Here is a 15,843-nt window from a genome sequence, read left to right on the forward strand (position 1 = left end):
ACTGACAGGGCGGCCCCGCGAGGGGCCGCCCTTTTTTCGTTGCCCCCCCGGCTCGCCGTCTTTAGACGGGCCGCTTAGCCGACAACCTGAACCGAACCTGCCGCGCAGCCTCCTGCCGACGGGCGTTCGCGCGCGAAAGAAAACGACCCTGCACGACGACGTCATCAGCCACGAAGACAGGGATGCAATGATCCGCGCGTCCTTGCTGACGCATGGCGACAGCGGGATCACGCCGCGCCACACTTTGTTCTACTTCTACGGCGAAGGCGACCATGACGACCTCAACGAGGTCGCGCGTCGGGCCGGGTTCCTGACCAAGGGTCATGACGACAGCACCATTCTTGAAACGACCATGGCGGTCGACGAGGCGTCCTTCGCCCCCGTCAGCGCCATGATGCAATCCTGGGCCGCGGCCTTTCAGCTGGACTACGACGGCTGGGAGTGCGCGGTCGTGACGAACTAAGACCAGAGCGCCATGCCCAAACGTACAGACTTGAAATCCATATTGATTATTGGGGCGGGCCCCATTGTCATCGGGCAAGCTTGCGAGTTCGACTACTCGGGGGTGCAGGCGTGCAAGGCGCTGAAGGCCGAGGGGTACAGGGTCATCCTGGTCAATTCGAACCCGGCCACGATCATGACCGACCCGGACATGGCGGACGCGACCTATATCGAGCCGATCACGCCGGAGATGGTCGAGAAGATCATCGAGAAGGAGCGGCCCGACGCCCTCCTCCCCACCATGGGCGGGCAGACGGCGCTGAACACGGCGCTGGCGCTGGATGCGAACGGGGTGCTGGAGAAGTACGGCGTCGAGATGATCGGGGCCAAGGCCGATGTCATCGACAAGGCCGAGGATCGCCAGAAATTCCGTGACGCCATGGACAAGCTGGGCCTGGAATCGCCCAAGTCCAAGGCCGCCCACAATATGGAAGAGGCGCTGGACGGGCTCGAGTTCGTCGGCCTGCCGGCCGTGATCCGTCCGTCGTTCACCCTCGCCGGCACGGGCGGCGGCATCGCCTTCAACCGCGAGGAGTTCGAGGAAATCGTGCTGCGCGGGCTCGACCTCAGCCCCACCACAGAGGTGCTGATCGAGGAGAGCGTGCTCGGCTGGAAGGAGTACGAGATGGAGGTCGTCCGCGACAAGGCGGACAACTGCATCATCATCTGCTCGATCGAGAACATCGACCCGATGGGCGTGCACACCGGCGATTCGATCACGGTGGCCCCGGCCCTGACCCTGACCGACAAAGAGTACCAGCGCATGCGCACGGGCTCGATCAATGTGCTGCGCGAGATCGGCGTCGAGACCGGCGGATCCAACGTCCAGTGGGCGATCAACCCGGCCGACGGCCGGATGGTCGTGATCGAGATGAACCCGCGCGTGTCGCGCTCGTCGGCCCTGGCCTCAAAGGCCACCGGTTTCCCCATCGCCAAGGTCGCCGCCCGTCTGGCCGTCGGCTACACGCTGGACGAACTGACCAATGACATCACCATGGTGACGCCGGCCTCGTTCGAGCCGTCGATCGACTATGTCGTGACCAAGATCCCGCGCTTCGCCTTCGAGAAATACCCGGGGTCGGAGCCCCTGCTGGGCACCTCGATGAAGTCAGTCGGCGAGGTCATGGCCATCGGTCGGACCTTCCAGGAATCGATGCAGAAGGCCCTGCGCGGTCTCGAGACCGGCCTGTCGGGCTTCGACGAAATCGAGATCGAGGGCACCGTCGATGTCGAGGACGACGCCTCGGCGCGCGCCGCCGTCATCCGGGCCCTGGGCCAGCCGACGCCGGACCGGATCCGCGTCATCGCCCAGGCCTTCCGTCACGGCCTGTCGGTCGAGGAGGTCAACGCCGCCTGCTATTACGAGCCGTGGTTCCTGCGCCAGATCGCCGACATCGTCCGCACCGAGGGCCACGTCCGAGTCCAGGGCCTCCCGACCGACCCGACCGAGTTCCGCAAGCTGAAGTCCAAGGGCTTCTCTGACGCCCGTCTGGCCCAGCTGACCGGCGCTACCGAAAAGGCCGTTCGTCACGCCCGCCGCGGCCTGAACGTGCGTCCCGTGTTCAAGCGGATCGACACCTGCGCGGCCGAATTCGCCTCGGCCACCGCCTATATGTATTCGACCTACGAGACCGGCGCCCTCGGCCAGATTCCGCTCTGCGAATCCGAGCCAACTGACAGAAAGAAGGCGATAATTCTGGGCGGCGGGCCGAACCGGATCGGGCAGGGAATCGAGTTCGATTACTGCTGCTGCCACGCGGCGTTCGCCTTCGCCGACATCGGCGTCGAAAGCATAATGGTCAACTGCAATCCGGAGACCGTGTCCACCGACTATGACACGTCCGACCGTCTGTATTTCGAGCCGCTGACGGCCGAGGACGTGCTGGAACTGATCGAGGTCGAGCGGTCCAAGGGCGACCTGATCGGCGTCGTCGTCCAGTTCGGCGGCCAGACCCCGCTGAAGCTGGCCCATGCCCTGCATGAGGACGGCATTCCGATCCTCGGCACCTCGCTGGACTCGATCGACCTGGCCGAGGACCGCGAGCGGTTCCAGGTCATGCTCAACGACATCGGCCTGATGCAGCCGCCGAACGGCCTGGCGCGCTCGGCCGAGGAGGCCGCCCAGAAGGCCGAGGAGGTCGGGTATCCGGTCGTCCTGCGTCCCTCCTATGTGCTGGGCGGACGCGGAATGATGATCGTCCACGACCGCGAGCAGCTGGACCGCTATGTCGGCGAGGCCATGCGGGTGTCGGGCTCCGATCCCGTCCTGATCGACCACTATCTGAACCGCGCCACCGAGGTGGACGTCGATGCCCTGTGCGACGACGAGACGGTGTTCGTCGCGGGCGTTCTGGAACACATCGAGGAGGCCGGCGTCCACTCGGGCGATAGCGCCTGTTCGATGCCGCCGTGGTCGCTGAAGCCGGAGACCATCGCCGAGCTGAAGCGCCAGACCGAGGCCATGGCCAAGGCGCTGAAAGTGCGCGGCCTGATGAATGTGCAGTTCGCCATCGAAGAGCCGCACAGCGAAAGCCCGCGCATCTTCGTGCTGGAGGTGAACCCGCGCGCGTCGCGCACCGCGCCCTTCGTGGCCAAGACCATCGGCCAGCCGGTCGCGGCCATCGCCGCCAAGGTCATGGCGGGCGTTCCCCTCGCCTCCTTCGGCCTGACGGACGTTCCCTATGACCATATCGCGGTCAAGGAGGCGGTGTTCCCGTTCGCCCGTTTTGCAGGGGTCGACACCATCCTGGGCCCCGAGATGCGCTCGACCGGCGAGGTCATGGGCCTGGACTTCAAGCGTCCCGGCGAGGTCGACATGGCCCCGGCCTTCGCCCGCGCCTTCGCCAAGTCACAGATCGGAGGCGGCACCGTCCTGCCCACCGAAGGCTGCGCCTTCGTGTCGGTCAAGGACGACGACAAGCCCTTCATCGTCGAGGCCGTGACCCTGTTGCTGAAACAGGGCTTCGAGGTCATCGCGACCGGCGGCACCCACGCCTATCTGGTCCAGCAGGGCCTGCCGGTCGGCTTCGTGAAGAAGGTGCTGGAGGGGCGTCCGAACATCGTCGACGCGATCAAGAACGGCGACGTCCAGCTTGTCATCAACACGACAGAGGGCAAGCAGTCGCTGCAGGACAGCTTCAGCCTGCGTCGCTCGGCCCTGATGACCAAGGTGCCCTACTACACGACCTCGGCGGGGGCGCTCGCCGCCGCCCAGGCTATCGGGGCGATCCAGGCGGATACGCTGGAGGTCCGGCCGATCCAGGACTACGCGCACTGAGATCTCCGGGCCGGATCGTTCCCGTGAGCAATCCGGCCCCGATCTGAACTATCCTGGCCTTGCGAACCTTGGCCTTAGGAACGAACAGGGCGTCTATCTCTTCCGGTTGAGCAATCTTGGAAGGGAATGCTCAATGTTGAAAACCATCCTCGCCCTCTCGGCGACATCCATTCTGCTCGTCGGCTGCGGCAATAGTGACGGCGCCGATGCGCCTGTCGAAGGCCCCGCCGTGTCCAGTGCGGAAGCCCCGGCCAATCCCGCCATCGATACGCAGGAAAACGCCGAAAAGGCCGCCCTTACGCCCGGCGCCAACTCCTTCACCGAAGGCCAGGCGAAGGAAGCGATCGAGAAGCAGGGCTATGTCGTTTCGGGCCCGCTGACCCAGGACGAACAAGGCATCTGGAAAGCCCAGGCCACCCGTTCGGGCGGCGCCTCGACGACCGTCTCGGTCGATTACAAGGGCGTCGTGACGCCTCAATAGGCCGCGTCGACCCCTCCTCCCCCCAACATATCCAAGGAGCCATACATGGCCACCGTCACACGGCTGTTCGACAGCCACACCGAAGCCCTCGACGCCGTCGCCGAACTGGAAGCCGCCGGCGTTTCCCACGACAAGATCAGCATCGTGTCCAACAACACGGACAACTGGCATTCCGGCTCGGCCGGCGGCAGCGAAGGCCCGCTGGGTGACCGCAACGGCGACGGCGAGAATGACGTCGCCGACGGCGCCGGCAAGGGCGCGACCACGGGCGGCGTACTGGGCGCAGGCGCAGGCATTCTGGCCGGATTGGGCATGCTGGCGATCCCGGGCCTGGGTCCGGTCGTCGCTGCAGGCTGGCTGGCGTCCACAGCTGTCGGCGCTGCGGTCGGCGCGGCTGCCGGCGGTGCGACCGGCGGTCTTCTCGGCGCGCTGAAGGAAGCCGGACACAGCGACGACGAGGCCAATGTCTATTCCGAGGGCGTTCGTCGCGGCGGGACCCTGGTCAGTGTCAAGGCCGATGGCGACGAGAAGGAGCGCTTCGAGGCCATCCTTCAGGGACGTCGCGGCTACGATTCGTCCGCGCGCGGCGACGCCTATCGTCAGACCGGCTGGTCCGGCTTCGACGCCGGCGCCCAGCCGTACACGTCCGAAGAGATCAACCGGGAACGCGGCCTTTATCGATAGGCCTCTTCGCAGCTGAATACGGTCGATGACGGCGGTCCGGAGCCTGGCTTCGGACCGTCTTTTCACGCCCGGCGGAGATCTCGGAAAGCGGGTTTTGCCGTGATTGCGGCCCGCGACCAGTTCCCGACGATTTCGACCAGTCATTGTCCGCAGAAACGGGCCAGTTTGACCAGACCGGCTATGCCGTTTCCCTGCACACTGCGCCGACTGCGCAATCGAGGGACCGGCGGCTACAGGGCGCGGGCCTGGAGGCGGGCCTGCCAAAGCGCGGCGCGGCGTTTCAGCTCCCCGTCGCGCTCCAGGCTGGAAAGGTCGGTCGAAAGCCGATCGAGCTCTTCGAACCTGAAGCCGTCCCCGCCATGCAGGCGCCACGCCGTCTGAAGCCCGGGGTTGGGATAGCCGCCCATCCTGAGCGAGAACCACAGCCCGTTCCGGTGCGTCTCGACATGAACACTGCGTCCCACCCAGACCTCGCCAGTGGCGTTGCATATGACGGCGAACACGCCGGCGACGGTCTTGCGCCCCTTGTAGGCCGCGATCAGGGCGTTGCGATCCGACTGGGTCATGGCGACCTCCTTTTAATCCGGATATATATACGCCGGTTTTTTACCCGGGTAAATAAGAATCGGTGCTGACTTTCCTGCGATCCCGTCGCAGTTCCACCTGCGACCGCTTCCGACGCAGACGCATGGCAGGCTGTGCGGATGGAACACCATCGTCTGCGCAAATATCGTGGGCCGGAGACCTGGGCGCGGGTCCGGCAGGCCTATATCGCCGGGGAGTCGGCGCCGTCCGTGGCGCGTCGGTTCGACGTCGGCCTGGCCAATCTGCGGCGTCGCGCGATCATCGAGGGCTGGACGCGCAAGACCTATGCCCGACAGATCGACCTGAAGCCGATCCGGGGCGGGGCGGATGAGTGGGACGGGGGTCTGGAGAGGCTGGTCGAGACCGGGCAGATCCGGCCCATGGATCCGCATCAGGCACTACGCGAGACCGTGCGCCTGGCAGCCGGGTTGCTGAGTCGGGGCAAGACCGAAGAGGCGACCGCATTGCTGCGCGCCGCGACCGCGTTGCAGAAGCTGAGGTGGACGGCGGGCTAGGGGCGGAGGGCGGCTAGATGCCGGCGCCGGGTTCCGGGTCGGCGGCGGCGTCACGGCCCTCGACGATCCGCGCCGCCGCCAGATCGGCGGTGACGTTGCCGACGGTGCGGAAGATGTCGGGCACGACCTCGACCGCCAGCAACAGCGGCAGGACCTCCAGCGGCACGCCCATGGCCAGGCAGATCGGGGCGATGGAGGCGAAGAAGCTGACCTGTCCGGGCAGGCCCACGGTGCCGACGCTGACGGCCAGGGCGGCGAGGCCTCCGGCGAGCATGGCGGCTGTGGTGATCTCGGTCCCCGTCAGCTTCGCGACATAGATCACGACCGCCAGGTTGGCGACCGGCGAAGTGATGCGAAAGACGGCCACGGCCAGGGGCAGGACGAGACCGGCGGTGGCGGCCGAAACGCCGAGGCGGTCGATGGCCCGCTCCACCATGATGGGCAGGCAGGCGAGGGAGGACTGGGTCGAGAAGGCGACGACCTGGGCCGGTGCGATCCCTTGGGCGAACCGTCCGAGACCGATGCGGCCGGCGAGGGTGGCGACGACATAGATCAGCAGGATCAGGCCGATCAGGCTGAGACAGACCAGTGCGATGTAATGGCCCAGCACCCCTGCGGCGCCGAGGCCGGCGCGCAAACCAACACCGAAGGCAAGGGTGAAGACGCCGAGCGGCGCCACGGCCAGCACCCACTGGACAATGACGATCATCGTATTGGCGACCGCCTCGAAGAACAGGGCGACGGGCTGGCGCAGGCGGGCGTCGAGCCGGGTGGTGGCGAACCCGAAGACGATGGCGAAGACCACGATGGCGAGGATCGCGTCGTCGGCCGCGGCCCGGATCGGGTTGGCGGGCGCAAGGCTGGTCAGGAAGGCGCTGAAACCTCCGCCGCCGACATTCTCGGCCACCTGGCGCGCGGCCTCGGGCGGGGCGCCGGCCAGCAAGGCAGTCGAGCCCTCGGCGCCGATGGGCCACAGGGCGTGGAGGCCCAGCGACGAGGCGAAGGCGTAGGCCGTCGCGGCCAACAGCAGCAGGGCGAAGACGAGGATCGCCTTCAACGCCAGACGGCCGGTCGCCGCGGCGTCGGCGATCGAGGCGATGCCGGTGACCAGAAGACTGAAGACCAGGGGAATGATCGTCATCCGCAGGGCGTTGAGCCACAACTGGCCGAGGCCGTCGATGACGGCCACCGCGCCGGTTCCGCCGGGGATGCCCCAGGCCTGGGCCGCCGCGCCCGCCGCGAGACCGCACACAAGGGCGACCATCACCCAGAGGCTGAGCGAGGTGAAGAGGACGGCGGTACGGGATCGGGTCATGGGGCCGACGCTAAGCACCGGCGTCGCCAGACGCCAGCGCGAACCTTCACAGGGGCGTGCTAGGGTTGGCCATGCCTCCCCGAGTCGTCATCGCCGCCGCCGGATCGCTCGGCGACCTTCACCCGTTCATCGCCCTCGGGCTGGCGCTGAAGGCGCGGGGGGTCGAGGCCGCTATCGCCTCATCGGCCGAGTATCGGCCGAAGATCGAAGCCGCCGGACTGGTCTTCCACGAGGTCGGTCCCAGCCTCGCCCGGCTAGAGACAGACCTGGGGATGACGCTTGCCCAGATCACCGAGGCCATCATCAACTCCGACGTCTTCGTGTTTCAGCGAGTCGTCCTGCCCTATCTGGAGACCAGTGTCCGGCAGATGGTCGCCGTGAGCGAGGGGACATCGGCAGTCGTCGGGGGGACGCTGACAGTCGGGGCGGGATTGAGCGCCGAGCGACTCGGCCTGCCGTTCGTGTCCGTCCTGCTTCAGCCGACGCTGGCCTTCTCGGCCTATGATCCGCCTTATCTGCCCAAGGCACCCTGGCTGGCTCCGGCCGATCGCGGATTCGGCCTCTGGCGCAACCGCACCACGATCGCTCTGGCGCGGCTGATCGCCGCCGGTCTGGGACGGCCGCTGAACCGGGTTCGCGCGCGTCTCGGCCTGCCCGCGACCAAGGCCAACATAGTTTTCGACGCGGGGGCCGGGGCGGACCTGGTGCTCGGTCTGTATTCGCCGCTGCTCGGCACCGCGCAACCGGACTCGCCACCGGGCTTTTTCGTCACCGGCTATGCGCCTTACGACAGCGAGACGGGCGGTCCCGCCGCCATGCCGACCGCACTGGAGGCCTTCCTCGCCGCCGGTCCGGCGCCGATCGTCTTCACCCTCGGCAGCGCGGCGGTGCACATCCCGGGCGACTTCTATCTCGAGAGCCTGAAGGCCGCGCGCCGGCTGGGCCGACGGGCTGTGCTGCTGGTGGGCCCCGATGGCGACCTGTCGGTAGGCGACGGACCGGACGTCCTGGCCCTGCCCTATGCGCCCTTCTCCAGCCTGTTCCCGCGCGCCGCCGCCGTCGTGCACCAGGGCGGGGTGGGCACGACGCAGCAGGCCCTGCGGGCGGGGCGACCGCAGCTGGTAGTCCCGTTCCTGGGGGACCAGTTCGACAATGCGGCGCGGATCGTCCGCCTCGGCTGCGGAGCGACGCTGGGGCGGGGCCGCTACCGGGCGGACCGGGTCGAGGCGGTGCTGGAGCGGCTGCTGGCGGACCCCAGCGTCGAGGCGACCGCGACGCGGCTGGGTGTCGTGGCGGCGCAGGAAGACGGGGCGGCGGTGGCGGGGGAGCGGATCATCGAGATGCTCACCCTCTCCCGCTAGATGAGCGCCGCCACCGCATCAGCCGCGCGGTCGAGTTCCGCGTCGGACACTTCCGCCATCTCCACCCGACCGATCACGGGTCGATCCCGCCGCGCGGACATACGGCGGTAGGCGGGGTCGTAATGGTCGGCGATCAGGGCGGCGGCGAGCTTGATGGCGCGGCCGTCGCGAGCCATCGCTTTCCAGCCCGCGACGGTCTCTCTGGAATGATGCGGCGGGAGGCGGCCGAGGGCGATCTCCAGAGCGCCAACATCGGCGGCGATGTCGGCATAGACCCGGGCTGAGAAGGCGGCGCGTGCCTCGACCGGGGCTGAAAGCTCGATCACCGAGGCCCGGCCCATGGCGGACCAGAGGGCGGGCGGGATGGTACGGGCGCCGATACGGCTGGACTCGGCCTCGACGACGACGGGGCTGGCGGGATCAAGGCGTTCAAGGGCTTCGAACAGACGGCTCTCGAACAGTTTCTGGGACGGCTGGGCGCGGCCGGTGGCGCCGAACAGGGAGCCGCGATGACCGGCCAGCCCTTCAAGGTCCAGGGTCTGGACGCCGCGTGCGGCGAGGCGCGTAAGGAGGGCCGTCTTGCCCGATCCGGTGCCGCCGTCGAGCAGGATGACGGACAGGGTGGGTTCGCCATACAGGACCGCCTGCACCTTGCGCCGCCAGGTCATGTAGCCGCCGTCCAGCACCGTCACCGGCCAGCCGATCTGGTCCATGACCGCGACCATCGCCCCCGACCTCTGGCCGCCGCGCCAGCAATGGACCAGGGGGCGGAAGCTTCCGTCGCGATCCTTCAGGGCGCTGTCGAGGTGGGCGGCGATGTTGCGGGCCACCTTGGCCGCGCCGATGCGGCGGGCGAGGAATTTCGACTGCTGAACGTAGATGGTCCCGATCTCCGCCCGTTCGGCATTGTCGAGGACCGGGAGGTTGATCGCGCAGGGAATATGGTCCTCGGCGAACTCGGCGGGGCTGCGGACGTCGATGATGACGTCGAAGCCGGCGCGGGCCCCGGCCGAAAGATCGGTCGTGTGGCGGATCAAACGACCCTCACCCCGACGCCCTCAACCACCCGGCCGACGACGGCGGCCTGGTCGAAGCCAGCCGCGCGAATCGTCGCCAGCACGGCGCCGGCCGCCCCGGCCGCCACGGCGACGAGCAGGCCGCCCGAGGTCTGGGGATCGGTCAGGAGGTCACGGCGCCAGTCCTCGAACCCGGTCGGGAGGGTGATCGCCTCGCCGTAGCTGGCCCAGTTGCGGCCCGAGGCGCCGGTGCGCATCCCGCCCCTGGCGAACGCCTCGACACCCTCCAGCAGGGGCGCGACGGCCGCTTCAAGCTCGACCCCCAGACCCGAGCCGCGCGCCATCTCCAGCGCGTGCCCCAGCAGGCCGAAGCCGGTCACGTCGGTCATGGCGTGGACGCCCTCGACCCCGGCCAGACCGGCGCCGACGGCGTTCAGCTTCGTGGTCGAGGCGATCAGGACGGCGTAGCCGTCCGCGGCCAGACGCTCCTGCTTGAGCGCCGCCGACAGCACGCCGACGCCCAGCCCCTTGGTCAGGATCAGGACGTCGCCGGCCTGGGCGCCGCGATTGGTCAGGACCCGGTCCGGATGGACGAGGCCCAGGGCGACGAGCCCGTAGATCGGCTCCACGCTGTCGATCGAATGGCCGCCGGCGACGGGGATCCCGGCCTCGGCGCAGACGCTCGCGCCGCCCGCCAGGATCCGGCCGATGGTCTCGGTCGACAGGACGTTCACCGGCATGCCGACCAGGGCCAGGGCGAAGATGGGACGGCCGCCCATCGCGTAGACGTCGGACAGGGCGTTGGTCGCCGCGATGCGGCCGAAATCGAACGGATCGTCCACGACCGGCATGAAGAAGTCGGTTGTCGCCACCAGCGCCTGGCCGTCATTCAGCCGCCAGACGGCCGCGTCGTCCGAGGTCTCGTTGCCCACCATCAGATCGGCGAAGACGGCGGCCTCGGGCGTGCCGGCGAGGATGTCGCGCAGCACGCCGGGCGACAGCTTGCAGCCGCAGCCGCCGCCGTGGGCGAGAGACGTGAGGCGAGGTTCAGTGATCATGGAAACAGGTCCGGCAACATGACGATCCGGGATGCCAGATCGGATTTCTCCACGACGACCCGCCGGAACTTGTCGTCCGAGGTCAGCAACCGGCAATCACGGTCGATCGCCAGAGCGAGGAACAGGCAGTCATAGACCGGATGGCCGAGCGCGATGGCGAGGTCGAGCCCCTGTCTGAGTACGCTCGTCGTGGCTACGTCCTGCACAGGGGCGTCGTCGAGGATCGAAAGCCATTCTCGCGCCTCGGCTTGTGTCCCCACGCCTTCGAGAACCGCCCGACGGATACCGTTCGCAGCTTCAACCCGCCAGACGTCGGGGGCGATCAGCGGCAGCTGCAGTGCGTCCTTCGCCAGCTCGGCGCCCGGCTCCGGCAACACCCATTTGAGCGCGACCGAGGTATCGATGACGATCAATTGTCGTCGCGCATCTCGCGGACCACGACTTCCGACGGCGTGAAGGTGCGACCCTTCATCGTCTCATGCAGAGCGTCGATGCGGGCGCGAAACCGCTCAACCTGCTTCAATCGCTCCGTCTCGAGGGCTTCCTCAAGGAGGGCGCGATGCTCGGCCTCAACGCTACGCTGATTGGCGATCGCGCGACGCTTCAGCGCCTCAACCGTGTCGTCGCTGACGTTTCTGACGAGGAGTTGGGCCATACGCGGATGATAGCATATGCTATCGCTCGTCTCAACGCGGAGTGAACCTCGGTGGTATCCGGCCGTTCAGTTCCCGAACTTGAGGAGAACACCCATGGCCCTGTCCCGTATCGCCACCGTCATCGGCGGCCTTCTGCTGTCAAAGAGCGGACGCGGGTTCGCCGGTCGGCATGCCGGAAAGCTGGCCTTGGCCACCCTGGCCTATGAGCTGTGGCAGAGCCGACGGACAGGGACGTCGCCGAACCTGAACCGCGCAGGTCGACAGTCTCAGACCGGGGCGCAGGCTCAAGGGCATCCGCGTCAGCGCTGGAGCCGTCGAAGCCGCTGACGGCCCTTGCCCTCCCCGGCGTCAACCCGCCAGGGTGATAGAAACCTGGGGAGAGCCGCGCCATGATCGTCGTCCACCACCTGAACAATTCCCGCTCGCAGCGGGTGCTGTGGCTGCTGGAGGAGATGGGGCTGGATTACGAGGTCAAGCGGTACGAGCGGAACGCCGACACGATGCTGGCCCCGCCCGAGCTGCGCGCCATCCATTCGCTGGGCAAGTCGCCAGTGATCCAGGACGGCGACATCATTGTCGCCGAGACGGGTGCGATCATCGAGTATCTGCTGGCGACATACCCGGGGCACGGCTTGAGGCCGACGGCGGGTACGGAGGCGGGGCGGCGGTTCACCTACTGGCTGCACTACGCCGAGGGGTCGGCGATGACGCCCTTGTTGCTGAAGCTGGTGTTCGGCGCCCTGCCGACACGATCGCCGGGTCTGGTGCGGCCGCTGGTCAAGGCGATCTCGAACAAGGCGCAGGCAAGCTTCATAGACCCGCAGATCGCGGCCCACACAGCCTACTGGGAGGCGGAACTGTCCAGGTCGCCGTGGTTCGCGGGGGAGGCCTTCTCGGCCGCCGACATCATGATGAGTTTCCCGCTGGAGGCCGGGGCGAGCCGCGCCCCCTATGGGCGGGACAAGCCGAAGCTGAAGGCCTTCCTGCAGACGATCCATGCCCGGCCGGCCTATCAGCGGGCGCTGGAACGGGGGGGACCCTACGCCTACGCCTGACGCGCCAGGAGACGCGCAACCGGCGGCCGAGGCGTGCGTTAAGTCGTCCATGCAGTTGAAAACAATCCAGATCGCGGCCGGCCTCGGCGCGGCCATCGCCTTTCTCCTCGCCTTCATGGCGGCGGGGGCAATGGTGGCGTCGCTGCTGTTCGCCGTGATCGGCGCCGGATTGATCGCCTGGATCGTGTATGGCCTGGCCAGGACGATGCTGGACCGACGTCTGTCGCACGCCCGTCACCCCGCCGTGCGACCTCCTGCGGGCTGATCCGCTAGGGCGATTCCCGACCGGACCTTGAGTTTCCGCGCCGGGCGCCCTAGCTTCTTCGGCCGGTCGCGTGCGCCCAGCGACCAGCGTATTCGCCAGAGTTTCTCTTAAGTCCCCTCTCCGGTTTACCGGGCGACAAGTCAGAAAATCACGACCACATGGAAAAAGTGCCGATGACGGCCGAGGGCTACCGCTCCCTCGACGATCAGCTTAAGCAATTGAAGTCGGTGGAACGTCCCAGCGTCATCGCAGCGATTTCGGAGGCCCGTGAACACGGCGACCTGTCGGAAAACGCCGAGTATCATGCCGCCAAGGAACGCCAGGGCTGGATCGAAGGCTCGATCGCAGACATCGAGGACAAGATCAGCCGCGCCCAGGTCATCGACGTGACCAAGCTTTCGGGCGACCAGGTCAAGTTCGGCGCCACGGTCACCGTGGTCGACGAGGATACCGAGGAAGAAGGCCGCTACCAGATCGTCGGCGAGCACGAGGCTGACGTGAAGCAGGGCAAGATCTCCATCTCCTCGCCCATCGCCCGCGCCATGATTTCCAAGGCCGTCGGCGACACCGTCGAGGTGAACACCCCCGGCGGCGTGAAGGCCTACGAAATCCTCAAGGTCGAGTGGAAGTAGGGCTAAAGCCCCTTCGTATCGCGGTCGTCTCGGACGGCCGCGCCGGCATGGAAAATCAGGCGCTCGGCCTCGCCGAAGCGGTCGCGCGCCTGATTCCGGCGATCATCGACATCAGACGCGTGCGCTGGCGGCCTGCGTTCGACTGGCTGCCGGTCGGGCTGAAGAAGGCGTCGTGGATGCTGGCGTCCGAATCGCCCGTCCCCGCCGACGGCGAGATCTGGCCCGATCTGTGGATCGCCACCGGCCGCGCGACCCTACCCCTGTCTCTGGCCGCAAGACGTCAGGGTGGCGGCAGGACCTTCGTGGTCCAGACCCAGGACCCGCGCCTTGAACCATCGCTGTTCGACTTGGTGGTGGCGCCTGCCCATGACGGGCTGACCGGAGACAATGTCGTTTCCATCACGGGGTCGCCTCATCGCGTCACCCCACAAGCTCTGGCCGAAGCGGCGCCGGCCTTTGCGGGCCGGCTGGACGCCCTGCCCCGCCCACGCGTGGGGGTCCTGATCGGGGGGAAGTCGAAGGCCTTCGACCTGACGCCCGATCATGCCGCAGAACTGGCCGGCCGGATCGCCGACGCGGTGCGAGCCTCCGGCGGATCGTTGATGCTGACCTTCTCGCGGCGCACGCCCGCGGCGGCGGCGGCGGTGATGACCGAACGGCTGGAGGGGCTGGCCGGCTGGATCTGGGATGGCGAGGGACCGAACCCGCTGTTCGCCTTCCTTCACGTCGCCGACCACATCCTCGTCACCGAGGACAGCGCCAACATGGCCGCCGAGGCCGCATCGACCGGCAAGCCCGTGCACATTCTGCCGATGGTCGCGCTCAAACCGCCCGGAAAGTTCGCACGGCTTCACGCCGACCTCGAAGCAAAGGGCGCGGCGCGTCCCTTCGACGGGGCGCTGGAGACCTGGAGCTATGCGCCTCTGGCCGAGACGGACCGGGCGGCGCGGGCGATCCTGAAGGCGATGGGCCGGGAGGCCTCAGTCGCCGCCACCCCCGCCGCCATCTCCACCCCCGTCTGACCCCCCGTCGCCGCCGTCGTCAGACTTCGACCGGCCGCCGCCGTCACCCGTGAAGGGTAAGACGCCACCGTCTCCGTCGCCCTTCCGCTTGGCCTTGTCGCGGACGTCCGCCGCCGCTCCGATGACGATGCCCAGGGCAAGGCCTACGGCAATGCCGATCGCCAGATTGCCCATCGCCACCCCGACGGCGGCGCCGACGCCGACGCCGACGGCGAGGCCGATCCCGATGAAACTGCGTTGCGGTTGGGTAGCCATGTCGCGTCCTTCCACGATTTCCGTCACGCCTGACATCGCACAGGGCGGAATCAGCGACTAGATAGCACTCATGAGCACTCCGAGAACGATCCGCGTCGCCATCATCGGCTCCGGCCCTGCCGGCTGGACCGCCGCCATCTATGCGGCCCGCGCCAACCTGAACCCGGCGGTGATCGCCGGCATCCAGCCGGGCGGCCAGCTGACCATCACCACGGACGTGGAGAACTATCCGGGCTTCGCCGAGAGCATTCAGGGCCCCTGGCTGATGGAGCAGATGAAGGCCCAGGCCCTGCACGTCGGCACGGAGGTCATCGAGGATATCGTCGTCTCCTGCGACCTGTCGCAGCGGCCGTTCCGGCTGAAGCTGGACTCCGGGACCGAGCTGCTGGCCGAGACGGTCATCATCTCCACCGGCGCCCAGGCGAAATGGCTGGGCCTGGAATCGGAGCAGAAATACCAGGGCTTCGGCGTCTCGGCCTGCGCCACCTGCGACGGCTTCTTCTATCGCGGCAAGAATGTCGTGGTCGTCGGCGGCGGTAACACGGCAGTGGAAGAGGCGCTGTTCCTCACCAACTTCGCGGCCAAGGTCACCGTCGTTCACCGCAAGGACGAGTTCCGGGCCGAGAAGATTCTGCAGGACCGATTGTTCGCCAACCCCAAGGTCGAGGTGATCTGGAACCACACGATCGACGAGATCCTGGGCCAGTCGGACGGCATGGCGTCGAACGTCACGGGTGTGCGGCTGAAGCACGCCCAGACCGGGGCGACGCAAGAGACGCCGGCGGACGGCGTCTTCATCGCCATCGGCCACGCGCCGTCGTCGGAGCTGTTCCAGGGCCAGCTTGAGACCAAACAGGGCGGTTACCTGGTGGTGAAGCCGGGCACGACGGCGACCAATGTCGAAGGCTGCTACGCTGCGGGGGACGTCACCGACGACGTCTATCGCCAGGCGGTAACGGCGGCGGGCATGGGCTGTATGGCGGCGCTGGAGGCCGTGCGGTTCCTCGCCGAGGAGGACCACGCCAAGGCGCACCACCCGATCAGCCACCACGAGGCCGAGAAAATCGGCGCTTGGTGAGCGCCCGCCAGCCGCTAAGTTCGCTGACATTCCAACCTAGACGAGGCCGCGCGCGCCCATGACCAACCTGATCGTGCGAGGCGGTCG

The 15,843-nt window shown here is 67.6% G+C and carries 19 protein-coding genes; 12 read left to right on the top strand and 7 right to left on the bottom strand.

What is annotated here, in order from left to right; all coding sequences use genetic code 11:
• Positions 1 to 187: 187 nt before the first annotated feature.
• The 4 genes from RMO01_RS02105 (at position 188) to RMO01_RS02120 (ending at position 4,943) form a co-directional block, all read left to right on the top strand.
• Complete coding sequence (locus RMO01_RS02105) at positions 188 to 463, top strand: hypothetical protein (protein ID WP_309627398.1); 276 nt, start codon at positions 188 to 190, stop codon at positions 461 to 463.
• A gap of 12 nt (positions 464 to 475) precedes the next feature.
• Positions 476 to 3,778: a carbamoyl-phosphate synthase large subunit gene (carB, locus tag RMO01_RS02110; RefSeq protein WP_309627399.1), complete on the top strand. Its 3,303-nt coding sequence runs from the start codon at positions 476 to 478 to the stop codon at positions 3,776 to 3,778.
• Between the two features lie 133 nt (positions 3,779 to 3,911).
• Positions 3,912 to 4,259: a hypothetical protein gene (locus RMO01_RS02115; RefSeq protein WP_309627400.1), complete on the top strand. Its 348-nt coding sequence runs from the start codon at positions 3,912 to 3,914 to the stop codon at positions 4,257 to 4,259.
• A gap of 45 nt (positions 4,260 to 4,304) precedes the next feature.
• On the top strand, positions 4,305 to 4,943 hold the full coding sequence (locus tag RMO01_RS02120) for a hypothetical protein (RefSeq protein ID WP_309627401.1): 639 nt from the start codon (positions 4,305 to 4,307) through the stop codon (positions 4,941 to 4,943).
• Between the two features lie 230 nt (positions 4,944 to 5,173).
• On the opposite strand, the gene RMO01_RS02125 is transcribed toward RMO01_RS02120, so the two are convergent.
• The gene (locus RMO01_RS02125; RefSeq protein WP_309627402.1) at positions 5,174 to 5,509 is read right to left on the bottom strand and encodes a GIY-YIG nuclease family protein; all 336 of its coding nucleotides are present in this window, start codon (positions 5,507 to 5,509) and stop codon (positions 5,174 to 5,176) included.
• Positions 5,510 to 5,647: 138 nt separating this feature from the next.
• On the opposite strand from RMO01_RS02125, the gene RMO01_RS02130 reads away from it, so the two are divergent.
• Positions 5,648 to 6,043 (top strand): hypothetical protein, encoded by a 396-nt coding sequence (locus RMO01_RS02130; RefSeq protein ID WP_309627403.1) that lies wholly within the window; start codon positions 5,648 to 5,650, stop codon positions 6,041 to 6,043.
• Positions 6,044 to 6,056: 13 nt separating this feature from the next.
• On the opposite strand, the gene RMO01_RS02135 is transcribed toward RMO01_RS02130, so the two are convergent.
• Positions 6,057 to 7,358 (bottom strand): cation:dicarboxylate symporter family transporter, encoded by a 1,302-nt coding sequence (locus RMO01_RS02135; protein WP_309627404.1) that lies wholly within the window; start codon positions 7,356 to 7,358, stop codon positions 6,057 to 6,059.
• A 71-nt stretch (positions 7,359 to 7,429) separates the two neighbouring features.
• On the opposite strand from RMO01_RS02135, the gene RMO01_RS02140 reads away from it, so the two are divergent.
• Entirely contained in the window at positions 7,430 to 8,719 is a 1,290-nt protein-coding gene (locus tag RMO01_RS02140) for a nucleotide disphospho-sugar-binding domain-containing protein (protein WP_309627405.1), read from the top strand.
• Here RMO01_RS02140 and mnmH read toward each other — a convergent pair.
• The 4 genes from mnmH to RMO01_RS02160 are packed head-to-tail and all read right to left on the bottom strand — an operon-like array spanning position 8,716 to position 11,448.
• Positions 8,716 to 9,756 carry a tRNA 2-selenouridine(34) synthase MnmH gene (gene mnmH / locus RMO01_RS02145; RefSeq protein WP_309627406.1) on the bottom strand — a complete coding sequence of 347 codons (1,041 nt, stop codon included), beginning with the start codon at positions 9,754 to 9,756 and terminating at the stop codon, positions 8,716 to 8,718. The two genes, RMO01_RS02140 and mnmH, sit on opposite strands and share 4 nt — an antisense overlap.
• On the bottom strand, positions 9,753 to 10,793 hold the full coding sequence (gene selD / locus RMO01_RS02150; protein ID WP_309627407.1) for a selenide, water dikinase SelD: 1,041 nt from the start codon (positions 10,791 to 10,793) through the stop codon (positions 9,753 to 9,755). The genes mnmH and selD overlap by 4 nt, the downstream gene beginning before the upstream one ends.
• A complete protein-coding gene (locus tag RMO01_RS02155; RefSeq protein ID WP_309627408.1) occupies positions 10,790 to 11,206 on the bottom strand; it encodes a type II toxin-antitoxin system VapC family toxin in 417 nt (138 codons plus the stop codon). The genes selD and RMO01_RS02155 overlap by 4 nt, the downstream gene beginning before the upstream one ends.
• On the bottom strand, positions 11,203 to 11,448 hold the full coding sequence (locus tag RMO01_RS02160; protein ID WP_309627409.1) for a FitA-like ribbon-helix-helix domain-containing protein: 246 nt from the start codon (positions 11,446 to 11,448) through the stop codon (positions 11,203 to 11,205). Before RMO01_RS02160 ends, RMO01_RS02155 begins: the two co-directional genes overlap by 4 nt.
• Before the next feature lie 94 nt (positions 11,449 to 11,542).
• Between RMO01_RS02160 and RMO01_RS02165 the strand changes: the two genes are divergently transcribed.
• The 5 genes from RMO01_RS02165 (at position 11,543) to RMO01_RS02185 (ending at position 14,423) form a co-directional block, all read left to right on the top strand.
• A complete protein-coding gene (locus RMO01_RS02165; RefSeq protein ID WP_309627410.1) occupies positions 11,543 to 11,776 on the top strand; it encodes a cysteine protease in 234 nt (77 codons plus the stop codon).
• A 62-nt stretch (positions 11,777 to 11,838) separates the two neighbouring features.
• On the top strand, positions 11,839 to 12,504 hold the full coding sequence (locus tag RMO01_RS02170; RefSeq protein ID WP_309627411.1) for a glutathione S-transferase: 666 nt from the start codon (positions 11,839 to 11,841) through the stop codon (positions 12,502 to 12,504).
• A gap of 49 nt (positions 12,505 to 12,553) precedes the next feature.
• Positions 12,554 to 12,769, top strand: coding sequence for a hypothetical protein (locus RMO01_RS02175; protein ID WP_309627412.1), 216 nt, complete (start codon positions 12,554 to 12,556; stop codon positions 12,767 to 12,769).
• A gap of 158 nt (positions 12,770 to 12,927) precedes the next feature.
• Positions 12,928 to 13,401, top strand: coding sequence for a transcription elongation factor GreA (greA, locus tag RMO01_RS02180; protein ID WP_309627413.1), 474 nt, complete (start codon positions 12,928 to 12,930; stop codon positions 13,399 to 13,401).
• Between the two features lie 47 nt (positions 13,402 to 13,448).
• A complete protein-coding gene (locus tag RMO01_RS02185; RefSeq protein ID WP_309627414.1) occupies positions 13,449 to 14,423 on the top strand; it encodes a mitochondrial fission ELM1 family protein in 975 nt (324 codons plus the stop codon).
• Here RMO01_RS02185 and RMO01_RS02190 read toward each other — a convergent pair.
• Entirely contained in the window at positions 14,382 to 14,678 is a 297-nt protein-coding gene (locus tag RMO01_RS02190; RefSeq protein WP_309627415.1) for a hypothetical protein, read from the bottom strand. The genes RMO01_RS02185 and RMO01_RS02190 overlap by 42 nt on opposite strands.
• A 70-nt stretch (positions 14,679 to 14,748) precedes the next feature.
• On the opposite strand from RMO01_RS02190, the gene trxB reads away from it, so the two are divergent.
• A complete protein-coding gene (gene trxB, locus RMO01_RS02195; RefSeq protein ID WP_309627416.1) occupies positions 14,749 to 15,756 on the top strand; it encodes a thioredoxin-disulfide reductase in 1,008 nt (335 codons plus the stop codon).
• The last annotated feature ends 87 nt before the right edge of the window (positions 15,757 to 15,843 follow it).

It is taken from the genome of Brevundimonas sp., from assembly GCF_031412435.1.
Classification (GTDB): Bacteria; Pseudomonadota; Alphaproteobacteria; order Caulobacterales; family Caulobacteraceae; genus Brevundimonas.